Source organism: Rhodoplanes azumiensis, assembly GCF_042682915.1.
In the GTDB taxonomy this organism is placed as follows: Bacteria; Pseudomonadota; Alphaproteobacteria; order Rhizobiales; family Xanthobacteraceae; genus Rhodoplanes; species Rhodoplanes azumiensis.
Genome location: NZ_JBHUIW010000006.1, coordinates 91128 through 107278, shown reverse-complemented (window position 1 = coordinate 107278; position 16151 = coordinate 91128). Strand labels below are relative to the sequence as shown.

At 71.1% G+C, this 16151-nt stretch carries 13 protein-coding genes; 10 read left to right on the top strand and 3 right to left on the bottom strand.

Annotated features, from left to right (window positions below; translation table 11 throughout):
* Positions 1-7: 7 nt before the first annotated feature.
* Positions 8-1684: a helicase HerA-like domain-containing protein gene (locus ACFSOX_RS07800; protein ID WP_378477233.1), complete on the bottom strand. Its 1677-nt coding sequence runs from the start codon at positions 1682-1684 to the stop codon at positions 8-10.
* Positions 1685-2107: 423 nt separating this feature from the next.
* Between ACFSOX_RS07800 and ACFSOX_RS07795 the strand changes: the two genes are divergently transcribed.
* The 9 genes from ACFSOX_RS07795 to ACFSOX_RS07755 all read left to right on the top strand — a co-directional run bounded on the left by ACFSOX_RS07795 (position 2108) and on the right by ACFSOX_RS07755 (position 10988).
* On the top strand, positions 2108-2515 hold the full coding sequence (locus tag ACFSOX_RS07795) for a DUF4332 domain-containing protein (protein WP_378477232.1): 408 nt from the start codon (positions 2108-2110) through the stop codon (positions 2513-2515).
* A 106-nt stretch (positions 2516-2621) separates the two neighbouring features.
* On the top strand, positions 2622-3461 hold the full coding sequence (gene folP / locus ACFSOX_RS07790; protein ID WP_378477231.1) for a dihydropteroate synthase: 840 nt from the start codon (positions 2622-2624) through the stop codon (positions 3459-3461).
* Positions 3458-3835, top strand: coding sequence for a dihydroneopterin aldolase (folB, locus tag ACFSOX_RS07785; protein WP_378477230.1), 378 nt, complete (start codon positions 3458-3460; stop codon positions 3833-3835). The genes folP and folB overlap by 4 nt, the downstream gene beginning before the upstream one ends.
* The gene (folK, locus tag ACFSOX_RS07780; RefSeq protein WP_378477229.1) at positions 3828-4346 is read left to right on the top strand and encodes a 2-amino-4-hydroxy-6-hydroxymethyldihydropteridine diphosphokinase; all 519 of its coding nucleotides are present in this window, start codon (positions 3828-3830) and stop codon (positions 4344-4346) included. Before folB ends, folK begins: the two co-directional genes overlap by 8 nt.
* 175 nt (positions 4347-4521) lie before the next feature.
* The gene (locus ACFSOX_RS07775) at positions 4522-6411 is read left to right on the top strand and encodes a methylmalonyl-CoA mutase family protein (RefSeq protein WP_378477294.1); all 1890 of its coding nucleotides are present in this window, start codon (positions 4522-4524) and stop codon (positions 6409-6411) included.
* 177 nt (positions 6412-6588) lie between these two features.
* Positions 6589-8757, top strand: a complete 2169-nt coding sequence (scpA, locus tag ACFSOX_RS07770) for a methylmalonyl-CoA mutase (RefSeq protein ID WP_378477228.1) — start codon at positions 6589-6591, stop codon at positions 8755-8757.
* A gap of 303 nt (positions 8758-9060) precedes the next feature.
* Positions 9061-9483: a hypothetical protein gene (locus ACFSOX_RS07765; protein WP_378477227.1), complete on the top strand. Its 423-nt coding sequence runs from the start codon at positions 9061-9063 to the stop codon at positions 9481-9483.
* A 16-nt stretch (positions 9484-9499) separates the two neighbouring features.
* On the top strand, positions 9500-10288 hold the full coding sequence (locus ACFSOX_RS07760; protein ID WP_378477226.1) for an RsiV family protein: 789 nt from the start codon (positions 9500-9502) through the stop codon (positions 10286-10288).
* Between the two features lie 55 nt (positions 10289-10343).
* The gene (locus ACFSOX_RS07755) at positions 10344-10988 is read left to right on the top strand and encodes a HepT-like ribonuclease domain-containing protein (protein ID WP_378477225.1); all 645 of its coding nucleotides are present in this window, start codon (positions 10344-10346) and stop codon (positions 10986-10988) included.
* Between the two features lie 60 nt (positions 10989-11048).
* On the opposite strand, the gene ACFSOX_RS07750 is transcribed toward ACFSOX_RS07755, so the two are convergent.
* Entirely contained in the window at positions 11049-11861 is an 813-nt protein-coding gene (locus ACFSOX_RS07750) for a hypothetical protein (protein ID WP_378477224.1), read from the bottom strand.
* 623 nt (positions 11862-12484) lie between these two features.
* Entirely contained in the window at positions 12485-14695 is a 2211-nt protein-coding gene (locus ACFSOX_RS07745) for an SGNH/GDSL hydrolase family protein (RefSeq protein WP_378477223.1), read from the bottom strand.
* A gap of 307 nt (positions 14696-15002) precedes the next feature.
* Here ACFSOX_RS07745 and meaB point away from each other — a divergent pair, with 307 nt between their 5' ends.
* On the top strand, positions 15003-16007 hold the full coding sequence (meaB, locus tag ACFSOX_RS07740) for a methylmalonyl Co-A mutase-associated GTPase MeaB (RefSeq protein WP_378477222.1): 1005 nt from the start codon (positions 15003-15005) through the stop codon (positions 16005-16007).
* Positions 16008-16151 lie beyond the last annotated feature (144 nt).

Below are 16151 nucleotides of genomic sequence, written 5' to 3'. Positions count from 1 at the left end.
GAAAGCGTCAGCCGCGGTCGGAGGTGCGCTGCGGGTTGCCGAACAGGCCGCGCGCCGCGCTCGCGCCGGTGTCGGCGCCGATGTCGGCGCCGCCGTCGTCGACGAGGCCGTAGGTGCGGTTGCGGCCGCGGCTCGACTGGGCGTAGCTGCGCCGCGACGGCGACATGCCCATCCGTTTCATCGCCTCCTGGGTGGCGGTGCGGGCCACCACGGCGGCGACCGAGCGGCCGAACTGGCGCACCACCGGATGCGACAAGAACGCCCCGATGCCGCCGAGAATACGGCTGCCGAGCCCCGGCTGCTCGGCCGCCCCGCCGCCGGCGCGGCCGCCGCGGCCGGAGCCGTTGCCCGGCGCCTCTTCGGCCTCGCCGGCCGACGCGGCGTTGCCGTTCAGGAGATCGGTCAACGGTCGATGCGGCTGCGCCCTGTCGTAGCGGCCGCGCAGCGGGCTCGACGCCAGCAGCGCCTGGCGCTCCTGCGGGGTCAGCGGCCCGATGCGGGCCGCCGGCGGCCGGATCAGGGCGCGCTCGACCATCGAGGGCGTGCCGTTGCCCTCCAGGAACGACACCAGCGCCTCGCCCTTGCCGAGCTCGGTGATGGCGGCCGCGGTGTCGAGCTTCGGGTTCGGCCGGAACGTCTCGGCCGCCGCCCGCACCGCCTTCTGGTCACGCGGCGTGAAGGCGCGCAGCGCGTGCTGCACCCGGTTGCCGAGCTGGGCCAGCACCGTGTCGGGGACGTCGAGCGGGTTCTGCGTGACGAAGTAGATGCCGACGCCCTTGGAGCGGATCAGCCGCACCACCTGCTCGATGCGGTCGAGCAGCGCCTTCGGCGCCTCGTTGAAGAGCAGATGCGCCTCGTCGAAGAAGAACACGAGCTTCGGCTTGTCGAGATCGCCGACCTCGGGCAGCCGCTCGAACAGCTCCGCGATGAGCCACAGAAGAAACGTCGCGTAGAGCCTGGGGCTCTGCATCAGCTTGTCGGCCGCCAGGATGTTGATGCGGCCGCGGCCCTGCGCATCGACCGCCATGAAGTCCGACAGGTCGAGCTCCGGCAGGCCGAAGAACTTCTCGCCGCCCTGGTTCTCGATCACCAGGAGCTGACGCTGCACGGCCCCGATGGTGGCCGGCGCCACGTTGCCGTAGCGGTTGCCGATGTCCTTGGCGTTCTTGCCGAGAAACGCCAGAAGCTCGCGCAGATTGGCGAGGTCTACCAGATCCTGCGCCTCGCCGTCGGCGGTGCCGTCGGCCTCGTCCATCACCTTGAAGGCGATGTTGATCACGCCCTCCTGGACGTCGTTGAGGTCGAGCATGCGGGCGAGCAGCAGCGGCCCGAGATCGTGGACGGTGGCGCGGATCGGGTGGCCCTGCTCGCCGAACAGATCCCAGAACACCACGGGAAACTGGTCGGGCACGTAGTCGAAGCCCATCTGCTTCGCCCGCTCGACGAAGGCCGGCTTCGGCTCGCCCTTGGCCGCGACGCCGGAGAGGTCGCCCTTGATGTCGGCGGCGAACACCGGCACGCCGGCGCGCGAGAACCCTTCGGCCAGCACCTGCAGCGTGACGGTCTTGCCGGTGCCGGTCGCCCCCGTGATCAGCCCGTGCCGGTTGCCCAATGCCAGCGTCAGATATTCAGGCTTCTCGCCCTTGCCGACGAGGATTTTTCCGTCCTGATCCAGCGTGCCCATGGTCGCCTCGCGCTCGCTTCCGCCGCTCCGCGCCCGCCCGGCCTGCCCGGCAGCGCGCCACTCCGATCGATACAGGCTTATACTGGTTGCGTTTCGTCCGGGCGAGCCGGGCGGCATCGCGCCGCATTCGCCGGAATGGCCCATAGACGTGGCGCGAGGACGTCGTTGCGGGATCGCAACACGGGCCTGCAACAAGGCGATCGCAATCGTGGCGTGATTGTGTTTCGATCCCAGGATGTCAGAATAATGACCAACAGCGCCATCGTGGGTGTGATGGAAGAGGCCGGGGCGAGAGGGGGCCATCGTGTTCGTTGCCAGCCGAATCGCTGCGCGTTCCGGTGCGTCGTGCCAGGCGGAGGCACGGCCGGAGAGCGTTTCGAGAGGGTCGTCGTCGTGGGGTGACGCAGCCGGCGAGGCTGCGCGATGAGATACTCGATCACCGAGCTCGACGGCATCGTGCCGGGGATCGCCGAAGCGCTGAAATGCGCCGGCATCCGCACCACCGCCAAGCTGCTCGAGGCGGCCAAGGATCCGAAGGGGCGCAAGCTGCTCGCCGAGCGCACCGGGCTCGCGCCGCAATGCCTGCTGCGCATCGCCAACATGGCCGACAAGATGCGCATCAAGGGGGTCGGCGAGGACTATGCCGAGCTCCTGGAGGCGGCCGGCGTCGACACGGTGCGCGAGTTGAAGTACCGCAACCCCTCCAATCTGGCGAAGCGGATGGCCGAGGTGAACCGCCACCGCAAGCTGGTCCGCACCCTGCCGACCGAGAAGGCGGTCGAGCGCTGGATCGAGGCCGCCAAGGAGCTGCCGGTCAAGATCAGCTACTAGGCGCGGCGCCGAGCGTGCGGCTGACCTCTCCCCGCCGTGCGGGGAGAGGGAACAAAGCCTCGCCCCCGCTTGACTCCGCTCTGCCGCCGCGCAAAGCCCTCGGGCCATGACCGCCTCCCCCGCCCTCGCCGCTTCTTCACGCCTCGCCGATCTCCTGCGTGCTGGCCGGCCGCTGGTGATGGGTGTGCTCAACGTGACGCCGGATTCGTTCTCGGACGGCGGGAAGTTCCTCGATCCGGCGACCGCGATCGCCCAGGCCGAACGCATGGTCGCGGCCGGCGCCGACATCGTCGATGTCGGCGCGGAGTCGACCCGTCCCTATGGCGGCGCCGAGCCGGTGACGGCCGACGACGAGATCGCGAGGCTCGCCCCGGTGCTGCCGGCCGTGGTGGCGATGGGTGTTCCGGTGTCGATCGACACCATGAAGGCGGCCGTCGCCGCCTGGGCGCTCGACCACGGCGCCGCCATCCTCAACGACGTGTGGGGCCTGCAGCGCGATCCCGAGATGGCGCCGCTCGCCGCGCGCCGCGGCGTGCCGATCGTCGTCATGCACAATCGCGAGACGGCCGACCCGGCGATCGACATCGTCGCCGATGTCGAGGCGTTCTTCGCCCGCTCGCTCGCCGTCGCGGCGGACGCGGGCCTGCCGGCCGAGCAGATCGTCCTCGATCCCGGCATCGGCTTCGGCAAGACGCCGGCGCAGAGCCTCGCGACGCTCGCGGCGACGAGACGGTTCCTCGGCTTCGGCCGGCCGCTGCTGATCGGCGCCTCGCGAAAACGGTTCATCGACAGCGTGTCGCCCGCTCCTCCCGACCAGCGGATCGGCGGCTCGATCGCCGCTCATCTCCTCGCCGTCCTCGACGGCGCCGCCATCGTGCGCGTCCACGACGTGCCCGAGACCGTCCAGGCGCTGAGAGTCGCCGCCGCCATCCGGACCGCAGAATGACGACCGCGCACGACACCGTCTTCATCACCGGCCTCGCCGTGCATGCCTATCACGGCGTGATGGAGCACGAGCGCACGGTCGGCCAGACCTTCCATCTCGATCTCACGCTGTCGGCCGATCTGTCGGAGGCGTCGCGCACCGACAAGCATTCGACCACGGTCTCCTACGACCAGGTGGTCGAGTGCGCGACTCGCGCCTTCGCCGAGAAGCGCTGCCGGCTGATCGAGGCGGCGGCCGCCGCCGTCGCCGACGCCGTGCTGGCGCAGTTCCCGCGCGTCGTCGACATCCGCATCACGGTGCACAAGCCGCACGCCCCGATCCCGGCGACCTTCACGGATGTCGGCGTGTCGATCCTGCGCAAGCGGAATGGCTGAGGCCGTCCTCTCGCTCGGCGGCAATGTCGGCGACGTCCGCGCGACACTCGCGCGCGCGCTGGAGATGCTGTGCGAGGACGGCGCCGTGACGCTTGTCGCGCGCTCTTCTGACTACGCGACGCCGCCGTGGGGCGATCCCGACCAGCCGGCCTTCGTCAATCTCTGCGCCATCGTCGCGACGACGCTCGCGCCGCACGATCTCTTGCGCCGCGCCCGCGCCGTGGAGACGGCGCTCGGCCGCGACCGCGGGCGCGAGCGGCGCTGGGGGCCGCGCCCCGTCGACATCGACATCGTCACGTATCGCGACGCCTCCGGCACGGACGACGCGCCCGGCGAGGTGACGCTCGTCACGCCGGATCTCGCACTGCCGCATCCGCGCGCGGCGGCGCGCGCCTTCGTGCTGGTGCCGCTCGCCGAGATCGCACCCGACTGTCTGCTCGGCGGCACACCGGTGCGGGATCTGGTGAGCCGGGTCGACACACGCGACATCACCAGACTGCCGAGCAAATAACGTCGCATCCGTAGATCGCCGGAGGCTGCCGCGCGCCTCCGGCGCCGGACCGCACCAGCAAATACGGACCTATACTTACGCACTGCCGCGACGGACCCGGATCCCATGGTGGTCCAGCCATGCAGGCGCCATCGTTTCCTTGGCGAAACGCATCGATCGTGGCATCTTCCGCGCCATGACCCAGACCGCCGAAGACCTCACGCTCGCCGGCGAGTTTCCGCCGGCCACCCGCGAGCAGTGGCTCGCGCTCGTCGAAGGCACGCTGAAAGGCGCGTCCTTCGAGAAACGGCTCGTCTCCAAGACCTATGACGGGCTGCGCATCGAGCCGCTCTATGCCGGCGACCGCTCCGCCCATCCGGTGGCGGCGCGCGCCAGCGGCGCGCCCTGGCAGGTGATGCAGCGGGTCGATCATCCCGATCCGAAAGCGGCCAATGCGCAGGCGCTGCACGATCTCGAGAACGGGGCCACCGGCCTGACTCTGGTGTTCGCCGGCAGCCTCGGCGCCCGCGGCTACGGCATCGCCGGCGACGCCGACACGCTCGCCAAGGTTCTGGATCAGGTGCGGCTCGACGCCATCGCGCTCGAGCTGCAGCTCTCGCCGCAGGCGCGCGAAGCGCCGCAGCGCCTCGCCGATCTGGTGGCGGCGCGGGGTCTTTCGCCGTCGGCCCTCGACATCCGCTTCGGCATCGATCCGATCGGCGCCATGGCGGCCTTCGGCAAGGCGCGCATCGCCTGGCCCGACATGACGAAGGAGTTCGTCGTGCGGGTGCGCGATCTCGCGGCGCGCGGCTTCAAGGGGCCGTTCGCGGTCGCCGACGGCCGCGTCGTCCACGACGCCGGCGGCTCGGAGGCGCAGGAGCTCGCCACCATGCTCGCGGTCGCGCTCGCCTATGTGCGGGCGCTCGAGGCGGAGGGCGTGCCCCTCGATGCGGCGCGCAAGACGGTGTTCTTCCGCGTCGCCGCGGACGCCGACCAGTTCCTCACGATCGCGAAAATTCGCGCCTTGCGGAAATTGTGGGCGCGAGTCGAGACGGCCTGCAGCCTCGCACCGTCGCACATCTTCGTCTCGGCCGAGACGGCGTGGCGGATGATGACCAAGCGCGATCCCGCCGTGAACATGCTGCGCGAGACCGTTGCGGTGTTCTCGGCCGGCGTCGGCGGCGCCGACGCGCTGACCGTGCTGCCGTGGACGGCGCCGCTCGGCCTGCCCGATCGCGCCGCGCGCCGCATCGCCCGCAACACGCAGCTGATCCTGCTGGAGGAGTCGTATCTCTCCAAGGTCGCCGATCCGGCGGCCGGGGCCGGTGGCATCGAGACGCTGACCCAGGAGCTGTGCGCGACCGCCTGGACGCTGTTCCAGGAGATCGAGGGCGCCGGCGGCATCTGGCCGGCCCTGACCGGCGGCCTGCTGCAGACGAAGGTCGCGGGCGTGCGCGCCGCGCGTGAAAAGGCCGCGGCCGGCCGGCGCGACCCGATCACCGGCGTCAGCGAGTTCCCGAACATCGCGGAAGGCGCTCCGGCCGTGCTCGACGTCGCCCCGCCCGCCGTGGCGCCGCTGCCGGCGGGCGTGACGCTGACGCCGCTCGCGCCGATGCGCACCGCCGAGGCGTTCGAGGCCTTGCGCGACGCCTCCGACGCGGCGCTCGCCAAGACCGGGTCGCGGCCGAAGGTGTTCCTGGCCAATCTCGGCAAGCTCGCCGGCTTCACGGCGCGCGCCACCTTCACCAAGAACTTCTTCGAGGCGGGCGGCATCCAGGCGGTCACCAACGACGGCTTCTTCGCCGACGGCAAGACCGACCTGGCCGCCCTCGCCGCCGCCTACAAGGCGTCGGGCGCGCCGCTCGCCTGCCTGTGCTCGTCGGACGACGGTTACGCGGCCGAAGCGGTCGAAGCCGCCAAGGCGCTGACCGCGGCGGGCTGCCCGACCATCTACCTCGCCGGCCGCCCCGGCGAGCGCGAGGCGGAGTTCAAGGCCGCCGGCATCGGCCACGCGATCTTCATGGGCTGCGACGTGCTCGCGACGCTCACGGAGGCGCAGACGCTGGCCGGGACGACGGCGGCGTGAGACGCGGCGACAGCGGCCGCCCGTGCGGGCCTCTGTCCGCACGGGCGTGCCTCGCGCCGTGACGGGGTCGTCGACCAGAACGACGCGACGGAACGACCCTTCGCCCGCGACGCGGGCGCGGCATACTCTGATGAGGACATGGCGGCCGGCGGGTCGCATCTCGCACGAGGCTCGAACATGACGAGGATTCCGGATTTCGCCACGGTCGCGTTCGCCGACACCGCCGATCCGCCCGCTCCGGCCGGAGCCGATGCGGTGCCCTGGGTGACGCCGGAAGGCATCGCCGTGAAGCCCGCCTACACGAGTGGCGATCTCGCCGGGCTCGACTTCCTCGACACCTATCCGGGCATGCCGCCGTTCCTGCGCGGGCCCTACCCGGCCATGTATGTGACGCAGCCGTGGACGGTGCGACAATACGCCGGCTTCTCGACCGCCGAGGATTCCAACGCCTTCTACCGCCGCAACCTCGCGGCCGGCCAGAAGGGCCTCTCGGTCGCCTTCGACCTCGCGACCCATCGCGGCTACGACAGCGATCATCCGCGCGTGTCGGGTGACGTCGGCATGGCCGGCGTCGCGATCGACTCCATCTACGACATGCGCACGCTGTTCTCCGGCATCCCGCTCGACCAGATGAGCGTGTCGATGACCATGAACGGCGCCGTGCTGCCGATCATGGCGCTCTACATCGTCGCGGCGGAGGAGCAGGGCGTGCCGCCCGTGAAGCTCGCCGGCACGATCCAGAACGACATCCTCAAAGAGTTCATGGTGCGGAACACCTACATCTATCCGCCCCTGCCCTCGATGCGGATCATCTCCGACATCTTCGCGTTCACCTCGCAGAACATGCCGAAGTTCAACTCGATCTCGATCTCCGGCTATCACATGCAGGAGGCGGGCGCGACGCAGGATCTCGAGCTCGCCTACACGCTCGCCGACGGCGTCGAGTATGTGCGGGCCGGCATCGCGGCCGGGCTGACGATCGACAAGTTCGCCCCGCGCCTGTCGTTCTTCTGGGCGATCGGCATGAACTTCTTCATGGAGGTGGCGAAGCTGCGCGCCGCCCGCCTCCTGTGGGCGAAGCTGATCAAGCCGTTCGACCCGAAGGATCCGCGCTCGCTCAGCTTGCGCACGCACTCGCAGACCTCGGGCTGGTCGCTCACCGCGCAGGACGTCTACAACAACGTGGTGCGCACCGCGATCGAGGCGATGGCGGCGACGCAGGGCCACACCCAGTCGCTGCACACCAACGCGCTCGACGAGGCGCTCGCGCTGCCGACCGACTTCTCGGCCCGCATCGCCCGCAACACCCAGCTGTTCCTGCAGCAGGAGAGCGGCACCTGCCGGATCGCCGATCCGTGGGGCGGCTCGTTCTACGTCGAGCGGCTCACCTACGAGCTCGCCAAGACCGCCTGGGGCCACATCCAGGAGATCGAGGCGCTCGGCGGCATGGCCAAGGCCATCGAGGCCGGCATCCCCAAGCTGCGCATCGAGGAGGCGTCCGCCAAGACGCAGGCGCGCATCGACTCCGGCGTGCAGTCGGTGATCGGCGTCAACAAGTACAAGCCCGAGAACGAGGCCCCCATCGACGTGCTCAAGGTCGACAACTCGGCCGTCCGCACCATGCAGATCGAGAAGCTCGAGCGGCTGCGCAAGGAGCGTGACCCGACGGCCGTGGACGCCGCGCTCGACGCGCTCACCCACGCGGCCGCCGACCCGGCCAAGGGCAACCTGCTGGCGCTGGCCATCGACGCCGCGCGGAAGAAGGCGACGGTCGGCGAGATCTCGCTGGCGCTGGAGAAGGTGTTCGGGCGGCATCGCGCGGAAATCCGGGCGATCTCGGGGGTCTACAAGCGGGAGGCCGGCGCGATGGCGCAGGGGATCGAGCGGGTGCAGAAGATGGTCGCCCAGTTCGAGCGCGACGAGGGCCGCCGGCCCCGCATCTTGGTGGCGAAGGTCGGCCAGGACGGTCACGACCGCGGCCAGAAGGTGATCGCCTCGGCCTTCGCCGATCTCGGCTTCGACGTCGACATCGGCCCCTTGTTCGCGACGCCCGGCGAGGCGGCCCGCCAGGCCGTGGAGAACGACGTCCACATCGTCGGCGTGTCGTCGCTCGCCGCCGGGCACCTGACGCTGGTGCCGGAGCTGAAGGCGGCGCTCGCCGCGGAGGGCCGGCCCGACATCATGATCGTGGTCGGCGGCGTCATCCCGCCGCAGGACTGGGACGCCCTGAAGGCGTCGGGCGCCGAGGCGATCTTCCCGCCCGGCACCGTGATCGCCGACGCGGCGCTCGAGCTCGTCAAGAAGCTCAACCAGCGCCTCGGCCACACCCGCGAGGCGGCGGAGTAGCAACGCACTCATTCCGGGGCGCTGCGAAGCTGCGAACCTGGAATCCAGCGGCAAATTCCACATCCTGGGCTGGATTCCGGGTTCGGCGCTCTGCGCCGCCCCGGAACGACCAGCCGAGCCGATCACCAAAGCCTATTGTGAACGGCTGAACCCGCCTCCCCACCCGCGAGACCAAGCCTGTGGCGACCGGCCTTTCCCCGAAGGCCGGCCGGCTCGTTCACAGGTGCCCCCCGTATGCCCTCGCGCTCCGCCTCCCCGCCCTCTGCCTCCTCGGCCCCGATGCCGTCCCGCTTCGCCCGGCCCGTGTCCGGGCGCCGCGGCCGCCGGCTCGCCCGCGAGCTGAAGGCCCTCCACGCGATGCGGAACCACATGCGCACCCGCGACATCGTGCTCGCCGTGCTGGCGATCCCGCTGCTGGCGCTGCTGTGCTTTCTGGTCGGCCTCAAGCTGAATTGGCTGACCGACCACCCGCTGATCGGGATCGGCGGTGCGCTCGCCGCCGGCGCGATCATCGTCGCGATCGGCCGGCGCTGGCTCGTGCTGGCGATCCTGATCGTGACCGGGCTCCTGGTGATCCTGCTCGAGGACATGCCCGATTTCGGCGATCTCGGCTCCGGCAAGGAGGACCGCAAGGAGGACCGCAAGGAGGCGCGGCGGCGCAAGCTCGAGCGCGCCATTGCCAAGCGCGAGGCCTTGCTGCAGACGAACGGCAGCCTGGCCCCGTGATCCGGAACCTCCCGCGATGCACCTCCCCCGCACTGCCGCCGCAACCGCCGCCGTGCTGCTGATCGCCACGACGATCGCGCTCGCGCCCGCCGCCGCCGACACGGTGATGTCGGCCAAGACCAAATATCTCGACCTCAAGGTCGAGGTCGACGGCGCCCTGAAGAGCACGCCCGGCCTGTTCGAGAACCTCGCCACCGAAGGAAAGAGATGGGGCGAGGCGAACCGCCGCGACGCCGACAAGGCCTGGCGCCAGGATCCGTCCGATTTTTCCGACGGGCGACGCTGGGGCTTCGAGCGCGCGTATTCGCTGTTCTCGACCGCCGGCCGCTATGTCGGCGTGCTGCGGCGCGACTACGCGTTCACGGGCGGCGCCCATCCCAATACGGTCGTCGACACCATCCTGTGGGACACGCAAGCCAAGAAGCAGGTGAGCGTCCGGCCGCTCTTCACCGAGACGGCCGACGACGGCCCGACCATGCGGGCGCTCGCGACGCTGATCCGGAACGCCGTGGCGACGGAGAAGAAGGCGCGCGACGTCGAGGTCGCCGCCGACCCGGCGAAGGACGAATGGCTCAAGGGCATCGCGCCGTCGCTCCTCAAGCTCGGGCCCTTGGTGCTCGCGCCCTCGAACGAGCCCGGCAAGAGCGGCGGGCTGTCGGTGCATTTTTCCCCTTACGCGGTCGGTCCCTATGCCGAGGGGCTCTACACGGTCGTGATCCCGTGGCGCGCCTTCGCGCAGTACCTCTCGCCCGAGGGCCGCGCCGTGTTCGGCGGCGACCCGCCGCCGCCGAAGCAGGACGATTGAGGCCGACCGACCGCACCGTCTGGCCGGCGGCCGGGCGCCGGCTGTAGAATGGGCCATGACCCGCGACGAGATCATCGCGACGCTTCGCACCAGGGCCGAGGACATCCGCGCCGAGGGCGTGACGGCGCTCGCCATCTTCGGGTCGCGCGCCCGCGGCGACGCGCGGCCGGACAGCGACCTCGACGTGCTGATCGAGGTCGATCCGGACGCCGCATTCTCGCTCCTGAACCTCTCCGGCGTGGCGCTCGTGGTCGAGGAAGCGACGGGGATTCCGACCCAGGTGACGATGCGCCGATCGCTCGAGCCTCAGATGGCCGAACGAATCGCCGATGACGTGATCGAGGTGTTCCGAATGCCGCCGACCGTCGCGGACCGCGTCCGCCACATCCTTCGAGCAATCGCCGACATCGAGATCCTGCTGGCCGACAAGACGCCGACGGACTACGCCGCCGAGCGTTACCTCCAGTTCGCCACCGAGCGTGCGCTGGAGATCGTCTGCGAGGCGACCCGCCACCTGCCCGAGATCGTGAAAGCCGGCGCGGCCGATAATCCCTGGGCCAGGATCGTCGACTTCGGCAACCGGTTGCGCCACGCCTATCACCGGATCGACCCGGCGATCGTCTGGGCCGTGGTCGAGAACGACCTCCCGCCGCTTAAGGCCTACGTCGAGCAGGTGCTGCAGAACGAGCCGGGCCGCTGAGCGGCTCACGCCATCATGAGATCAGGGCCCATGCGCCGCGGCGAGGCGCGGGCGGCAGCGTCAATGCGCCGTGCTCCGCGGCCGGCGGCGCTCCAAAAGCTCACGGAACCACGGCTCGCCGCGCACCGCGGCGAGATCCTCGTCGGCGGCGACGTGCTCGGCCGGCGGCAGCGTGGCGGCGCGCTCGGCCGCCTCCAGGGCTTCGCGGCAGTCCTCGGCGCGTCCGCGCAGCGCCGCGATGCAGGCGAACGTGTAGGTCGCGTCGGGCACCAGAGCGAGCGCCGCCCGGCAGGCCTGCTCGGCGCGGTCGAGCACGGCGTCGGCCGCGTCGAGGTCGTCGGCGCGATGCGCGAGCGCGATCAGCGCGGCGACTCGGTCGCACAGCACGTCGTAATGACGAGGATGGACCCGCAACGCCTGCGCGAACACGGCGTCGGCCAGGCCGTGCAGATGCTCGGCCTCCTGCGGATCGTCGCAGGCGGCCGCGCGGGCGACCAGGTCGCCGGCCCACACGGCGAGGGCGTCGCTGCAGTCGGGCTGCCGCTGCGCGGCGTCGGCGAAGCGGTCGTCCGCGAGGTCGAACAGCCGCTCGGCTCCGGCCGGCGTCTCGGCCCGGCGCGCCAGCGCCGCGGTCACGACCGCCCAGGCGAGCATCGCCTCGGCCGAGAGCGGGCCGAGCGTGGCGGCCACCGCCAGCTTCACGTCGGCCTCGTCGAGCAGGCGCCGCGCCGCGACCGGATCGGCGAGCCGGGCGGCGCGATCGATGAGCGTCCGCGCCGCGTCGATCAAGGCGGGTTCCGAATCCGCGGCGGTGCGGCGCGCCCCCGCCGAGGCCTCGTCGGCGGCGCGCCCGGCCGCCCTGCGCTCCGTCATCGGGTGTGGTTCCGGGACTGCCGAAAGTGTCGCCGCGACGTCGCCGGCGGCGCCCGACGCAGCGGCCGGCACCGGGCTGTCGTGGTGTGTCGCCACGGCCGACGATGGTTCGGGTGCGGTCGAGGCCGCAACGGCCGCGGCAGAGACGGTCGCGGCCGACGATCCGGATCCCGCTACGGGTGGGGGGGTCTCGGCAGGGACGCTCGCAGGGCGGCGCGGCGACCCGATCGTCACCGCCTCGGCGGGACGGCGCGCCCGCGCGATCGGGCCGTCGCCCCAGCTGCGCGGATCGCCGGCCCGCACCTCCCGGCCGGCGCGGCGCCGGACGGGGTGCGGCTCGTCGCGTGCCTCGAACGACTCCACCGGCCGCCGGTCCGCGATGGACCGATCGGCGGCATCCGCCCCTCCGGTACGGTCGTCCATCGTCGCGCCTCGTCGGCGGCACCCTCGGCACCGATGTGAACATCGACGGTGCCGGGAACCGATGTCACGAGGCTAACATCGGCGCCGGTCCGCCGACAACGCGCCGCGGCACCCTCGGCGCGCCGGCCCATCAAGATTCGGAGAGACGGCACCCCGGCTGACGAGGCGGGCCGTCGGGCCTACGAGCGATCTGGCTCGTTCTAGCGCGCGTCGACGACGGCACGATGATCGACGATCTCGCGGGCGTGGCGGACCACCGTGTCGGCGACGATGGCGTGGCCCTCGGCGGTCGGATGGAAGGCGCCGGAGTAGAGCGCCGCATAGGCCGGCTGAAGGATGTCGAAGGGCGAGATGCCTTCGGCATGCGTGTTGGCCGTGAGGAAGGCGTCGTTGGGGCTGTGGATCAGCCGCCAGCGCTTGCCGTAGGGCAGCGCCGCCGCCGGCGAGTAGGGCTTGAAGTCGTCGATCGACAACGCGAGGCGCGGCATCGCCATGTTGACCTGATCGACCAGCGCCCGCTGCGGATCGCGGGCGCAGACGCCGCGCTTGGCGAACAGGTTCGTGTGCTCGGTCACGAAGCGGAAGCCGGTGCCGGTGCCGGTGGCGAGCCGCGGGCAGCCGGGCCGCTTGCGGGCGTCGGCGATGCACTCCTGACGGGCGCGCAGCTCACGGGTGAAATCGGAGACCTGCTGGACGCGGGCCGCGCTGAACTGCAGCTTCGGATGCACGTCGAGCCCGAGCGTCGCCTGCGTGCCGCACACCCGGCCGGTCTCGTCGTACTCCACCGGCTCGTAGGCGTTGTGCAGCACGGTCGAGGGGTCGACGCCGAAGCCGTCCGTCAGCGCGTCCTTGAGCGCCTTCATGCGGCGGTCGAGCACGTCGAGATAGACGCGCGCCACCGACGGCTCGAAGCGCAGCGTGTGGCCGACCAGCCCGGCGATCGGCGCGAGATCGGCGGCGCTCTCGGTGATGCCGTAGGCGACCAGCGCGCCGAAGCCGACGTCGTTGCCGCCGATCGAGAGCAGCACGAGATCGATCGGCCGCTTGCGGCTCTCCGGCGGGCACCAGAACTTGGTGAAGGCCTGCGACTGGATCGAGGTCGAGCCCGAGCGATAGACGGGCAGCGTGTAGGTGACGTCGCGCGAGCGCGGCGCGCCCGGCCGGCAGATCAGCTCGGTGAGCTGGTCGAGCTGCGGCACGACGCTCTTCTGCGCGTTCGGACCGGTGGTCTGCTCGCGCGGCTCGCGCGGGCCGAACAGGCCCTCGACCGTGTCGGAGCCCGAGCAGGCGAGGCTGACGAAGCTGACGGCGCGGTGGCGGTCCTCCAGCGCGAGCTGGATGCCGACCCGGAACGGATAACCGTATTGCGAGCGATGGCAGTCGGCCGACAACCACTGGGCACGCCGTCTGTCGAAGGCGGCCTGGAACTCCGGCGAGGTCGGCCGGAACATCAGGCCCTTCTCCTCGTCCTCCATCAGGCGCTTGGGCAGCGACTTCGGGTTCACGCCATCGGGCGCCGAGGCGACGCTGTAGGTCGGCATCCGCATCGAGCGGGTGGCGACGTCGTCGCGGGTGTTGACCGGGTCGTAGACCATCTCGCGCCCGGCGCTGAACACCACCGGGCGGTCCGGGTTGCTCTCGCCCGAGGCGAAGCTGTCGCCCATGGCGACCACCAGCACGTCCTCGACGATGACGTTGGCGTCGGTGAACTCGCGCCCGTCCGGCAGCTTGACCGAGACGACGGCGCCCGAGGCCGCCCGGTTGGTCGAGTAGGGCACGCGCTTGATCACGTAAGGCGAGGCGCAGGACTGGCGCGCCGTCTCGCCGGCGCCGCCGCGACGCGGCCGCCACGTCCAGGTGCAGTCGCCGGCGACCGGCGCGGCGCCGGCCGTGGCCTGGAGCAGCCCGGGCGCGATCCGCACGACGACCGTGTGGGCGTCCGGCAGGATGGTGTCCTCCTTGGCCTTGCCCCAGGAGTACTGCCGCTCGCAGACGGTCGGATAGCGGCGCGGCCGCGCGTCGCGGTCGTAGCAGGTCATGTCGAGCGTCTGGGCGGCCCAGCCGAGCCGGCTCTTCTCGTAGTTGCGGCCGGCCGTGGCCGCACAGGAGGTCGGCGTCGAGGGATCGCGGCAGTCGGGATCGTTGAGCTTGCGCTCGGTGCGCCACACGATGTTGCCGGGCACGGGATCGGCCGGATTGCCGCGCACGCCCTTGTAGGCACGCTCGTGCAGATCGAAGGCGGCGGTGCGCTTGAAGAAGCGGAAGGGGCTCTCGACCTCCCAGACCAGATCGGCGGCATGCGCGGCGCCGACCGGGACGGCCAGAGCGACCGTGGTCGCGACGACCGACAGCGCCAGGATCGACGTCGGCCGCATCAGGTTCTTGGAGCCCATCAGTGCTTTGGAGCGCATGAGTGTCCCCCCTCCGGCGCCGGTTTCTCCAATGATATCGGTTTGGTCGCCGCGTGGGAGAGGAAAGTTCAATCGTCGTTAACCACGCCTTTAAACCATTGATTAACCATGGAATCCTAGCCCGACCCGAGAGCCACGCGGCAGCCGCTGCCGCGCCGGCGGGCATCCTGTTTATGCCCGATAATCGCGAGGCTGGAGACAAGAGCGGAACGATCGCCGCCCCCGCGCACGCATGGCGCGGTCGAGCCGGCGGGCGTTCCTCCTCGGGCCGTCCTGCTCTACACAGGGGACGAGCGAGAGGAATCCCATGAATCCGCGCCCTGCCCTCGTCCCGTCGGTGTCCGACATCGACCGCCTCGTCGCCGGCGTCCGGGCCGGCGAGCGCGCCCTGCTGGCGCGCGCCATCACGCTCGCCGAGTCGAAGCGCGCCGACCACCAGCAGGCCGCCCGCACGCTGGTGCAGAAGCTGCTGCCGGCGACCGGCAAGGCGATGCGGGTCGGCATCACCGGGGCGCCCGGGGTCGGCAAGTCGACCACCATCGACGCGCTCGGCAGCCATCTCACCGGGCTCGGCCACCGGGTCGCGGTGCTGGCCGTCGACCCCTCCTCGGCCCGCACCGGCGGCTCGATCCTCGGCGACAAGACCCGGATGGCGCAGCTCTCCGCCGATCCGAACGCCTTCATCCGGCCGTCGCCCTCGGCCGGCACGCTCGGCGGCGTCGCGGCGAAGACGCGCGAGACCATGCTGATCTGCGAGGCGGCCGGCTACGACGTGATCCTGGTCGAGACGGTCGGCATCGGCCAGTCGGAGACGGCGGTCGCCGACATGACCGACATGTTCCTGGCCCTGATGCTGCCGGGCGCCGGCGACGAGCTGCAGGGGATCAAGAAGGGCCTGGTCGAGCTCGCCGACATGATCGCGGTCAACAAGGCGGACGGCGACAATCTCGCCCGCGCCCGCGCCGCCGCGGCCGAGTACCGGGCCGCCCTGCACATCCTGTCGCCGCGCTCGCCGAACTGGCAGGTGCCGGTCGTCACCTACTCGGCCTACACGGGCGACGGGCTCGCGGCGCTGTGGACCAAGGTGGTCGAGCACCGTGACACCATGACGAAGACGGGCGAGCTCGCGGCACGGCGGCGCGATCAGCAGGTCAAGTGGATGTGGTCGATGGTCGAGGACCGCGTCCACGGTCGCATCGCCTCCGACCCGACGCTGACGGCCAAGCTGCCACAGATCGAGGCCGAGGTGGCCGACGGCCGCCTGTCGCCGGCCGTCGCCGTCGACCAGATTTTCGCCGCGCTGAAGTGGTGAAGGCGACGCGAGTCCGTAGGATGGGCAAAGCGAAGCGAGCCCACCTTCGGATCGTCAGCTTCTCTTCACGACCGCGTGGGCACGCCGCTTCGCGGCTTTGCCCACTCTCCGACACGACGGCATTCTGGTTGCTCCGGAACAGCG

Coding starts and splice junctions, on each gene's coding strand:
- scpA (WP_378477228.1), top strand. CDS start 6,589: ATGACGAGGATTCCGGATTTCGCCACGGTCGCGTTCGCCGACACCGCC.
- ACFSOX_RS07745 (WP_378477223.1), bottom strand. CDS start 14,695: ATGCGCTCCAAAGCACTGATGGGCTCCAAGAACCTGATGCGGCCGACG.
- meaB (WP_378477222.1), top strand. CDS start 15,003: ATGAATCCGCGCCCTGCCCTCGTCCCGTCGGTGTCCGACATCGACCGC.
- folK (WP_378477229.1), top strand. CDS start 3,828: ATGGCTGAGGCCGTCCTCTCGCTCGGCGGCAATGTCGGCGACGTCCGC.
- folP (WP_378477231.1), top strand. CDS start 2,622: ATGACCGCCTCCCCCGCCCTCGCCGCTTCTTCACGCCTCGCCGATCTC.
- folB (WP_378477230.1), top strand. CDS start 3,458: ATGACGACCGCGCACGACACCGTCTTCATCACCGGCCTCGCCGTGCAT.
- ACFSOX_RS07755 (WP_378477225.1), top strand. CDS start 10,344: ATGACCCGCGACGAGATCATCGCGACGCTTCGCACCAGGGCCGAGGAC.
- ACFSOX_RS07760 (WP_378477226.1), top strand. CDS start 9,500: ATGCACCTCCCCCGCACTGCCGCCGCAACCGCCGCCGTGCTGCTGATC.
- ACFSOX_RS07795 (WP_378477232.1), top strand. CDS start 2,108: ATGAGATACTCGATCACCGAGCTCGACGGCATCGTGCCGGGGATCGCC.
- ACFSOX_RS07775 (WP_378477294.1), top strand. CDS start 4,522: ATGACCCAGACCGCCGAAGACCTCACGCTCGCCGGCGAGTTTCCGCCG.
- ACFSOX_RS07800 (WP_378477233.1), bottom strand. CDS start 1,684: ATGGGCACGCTGGATCAGGACGGAAAAATCCTCGTCGGCAAGGGCGAG.
- ACFSOX_RS07750 (WP_378477224.1), bottom strand. CDS start 11,861: ATGACGGAGCGCAGGGCGGCCGGGCGCGCCGCCGACGAGGCCTCGGCG.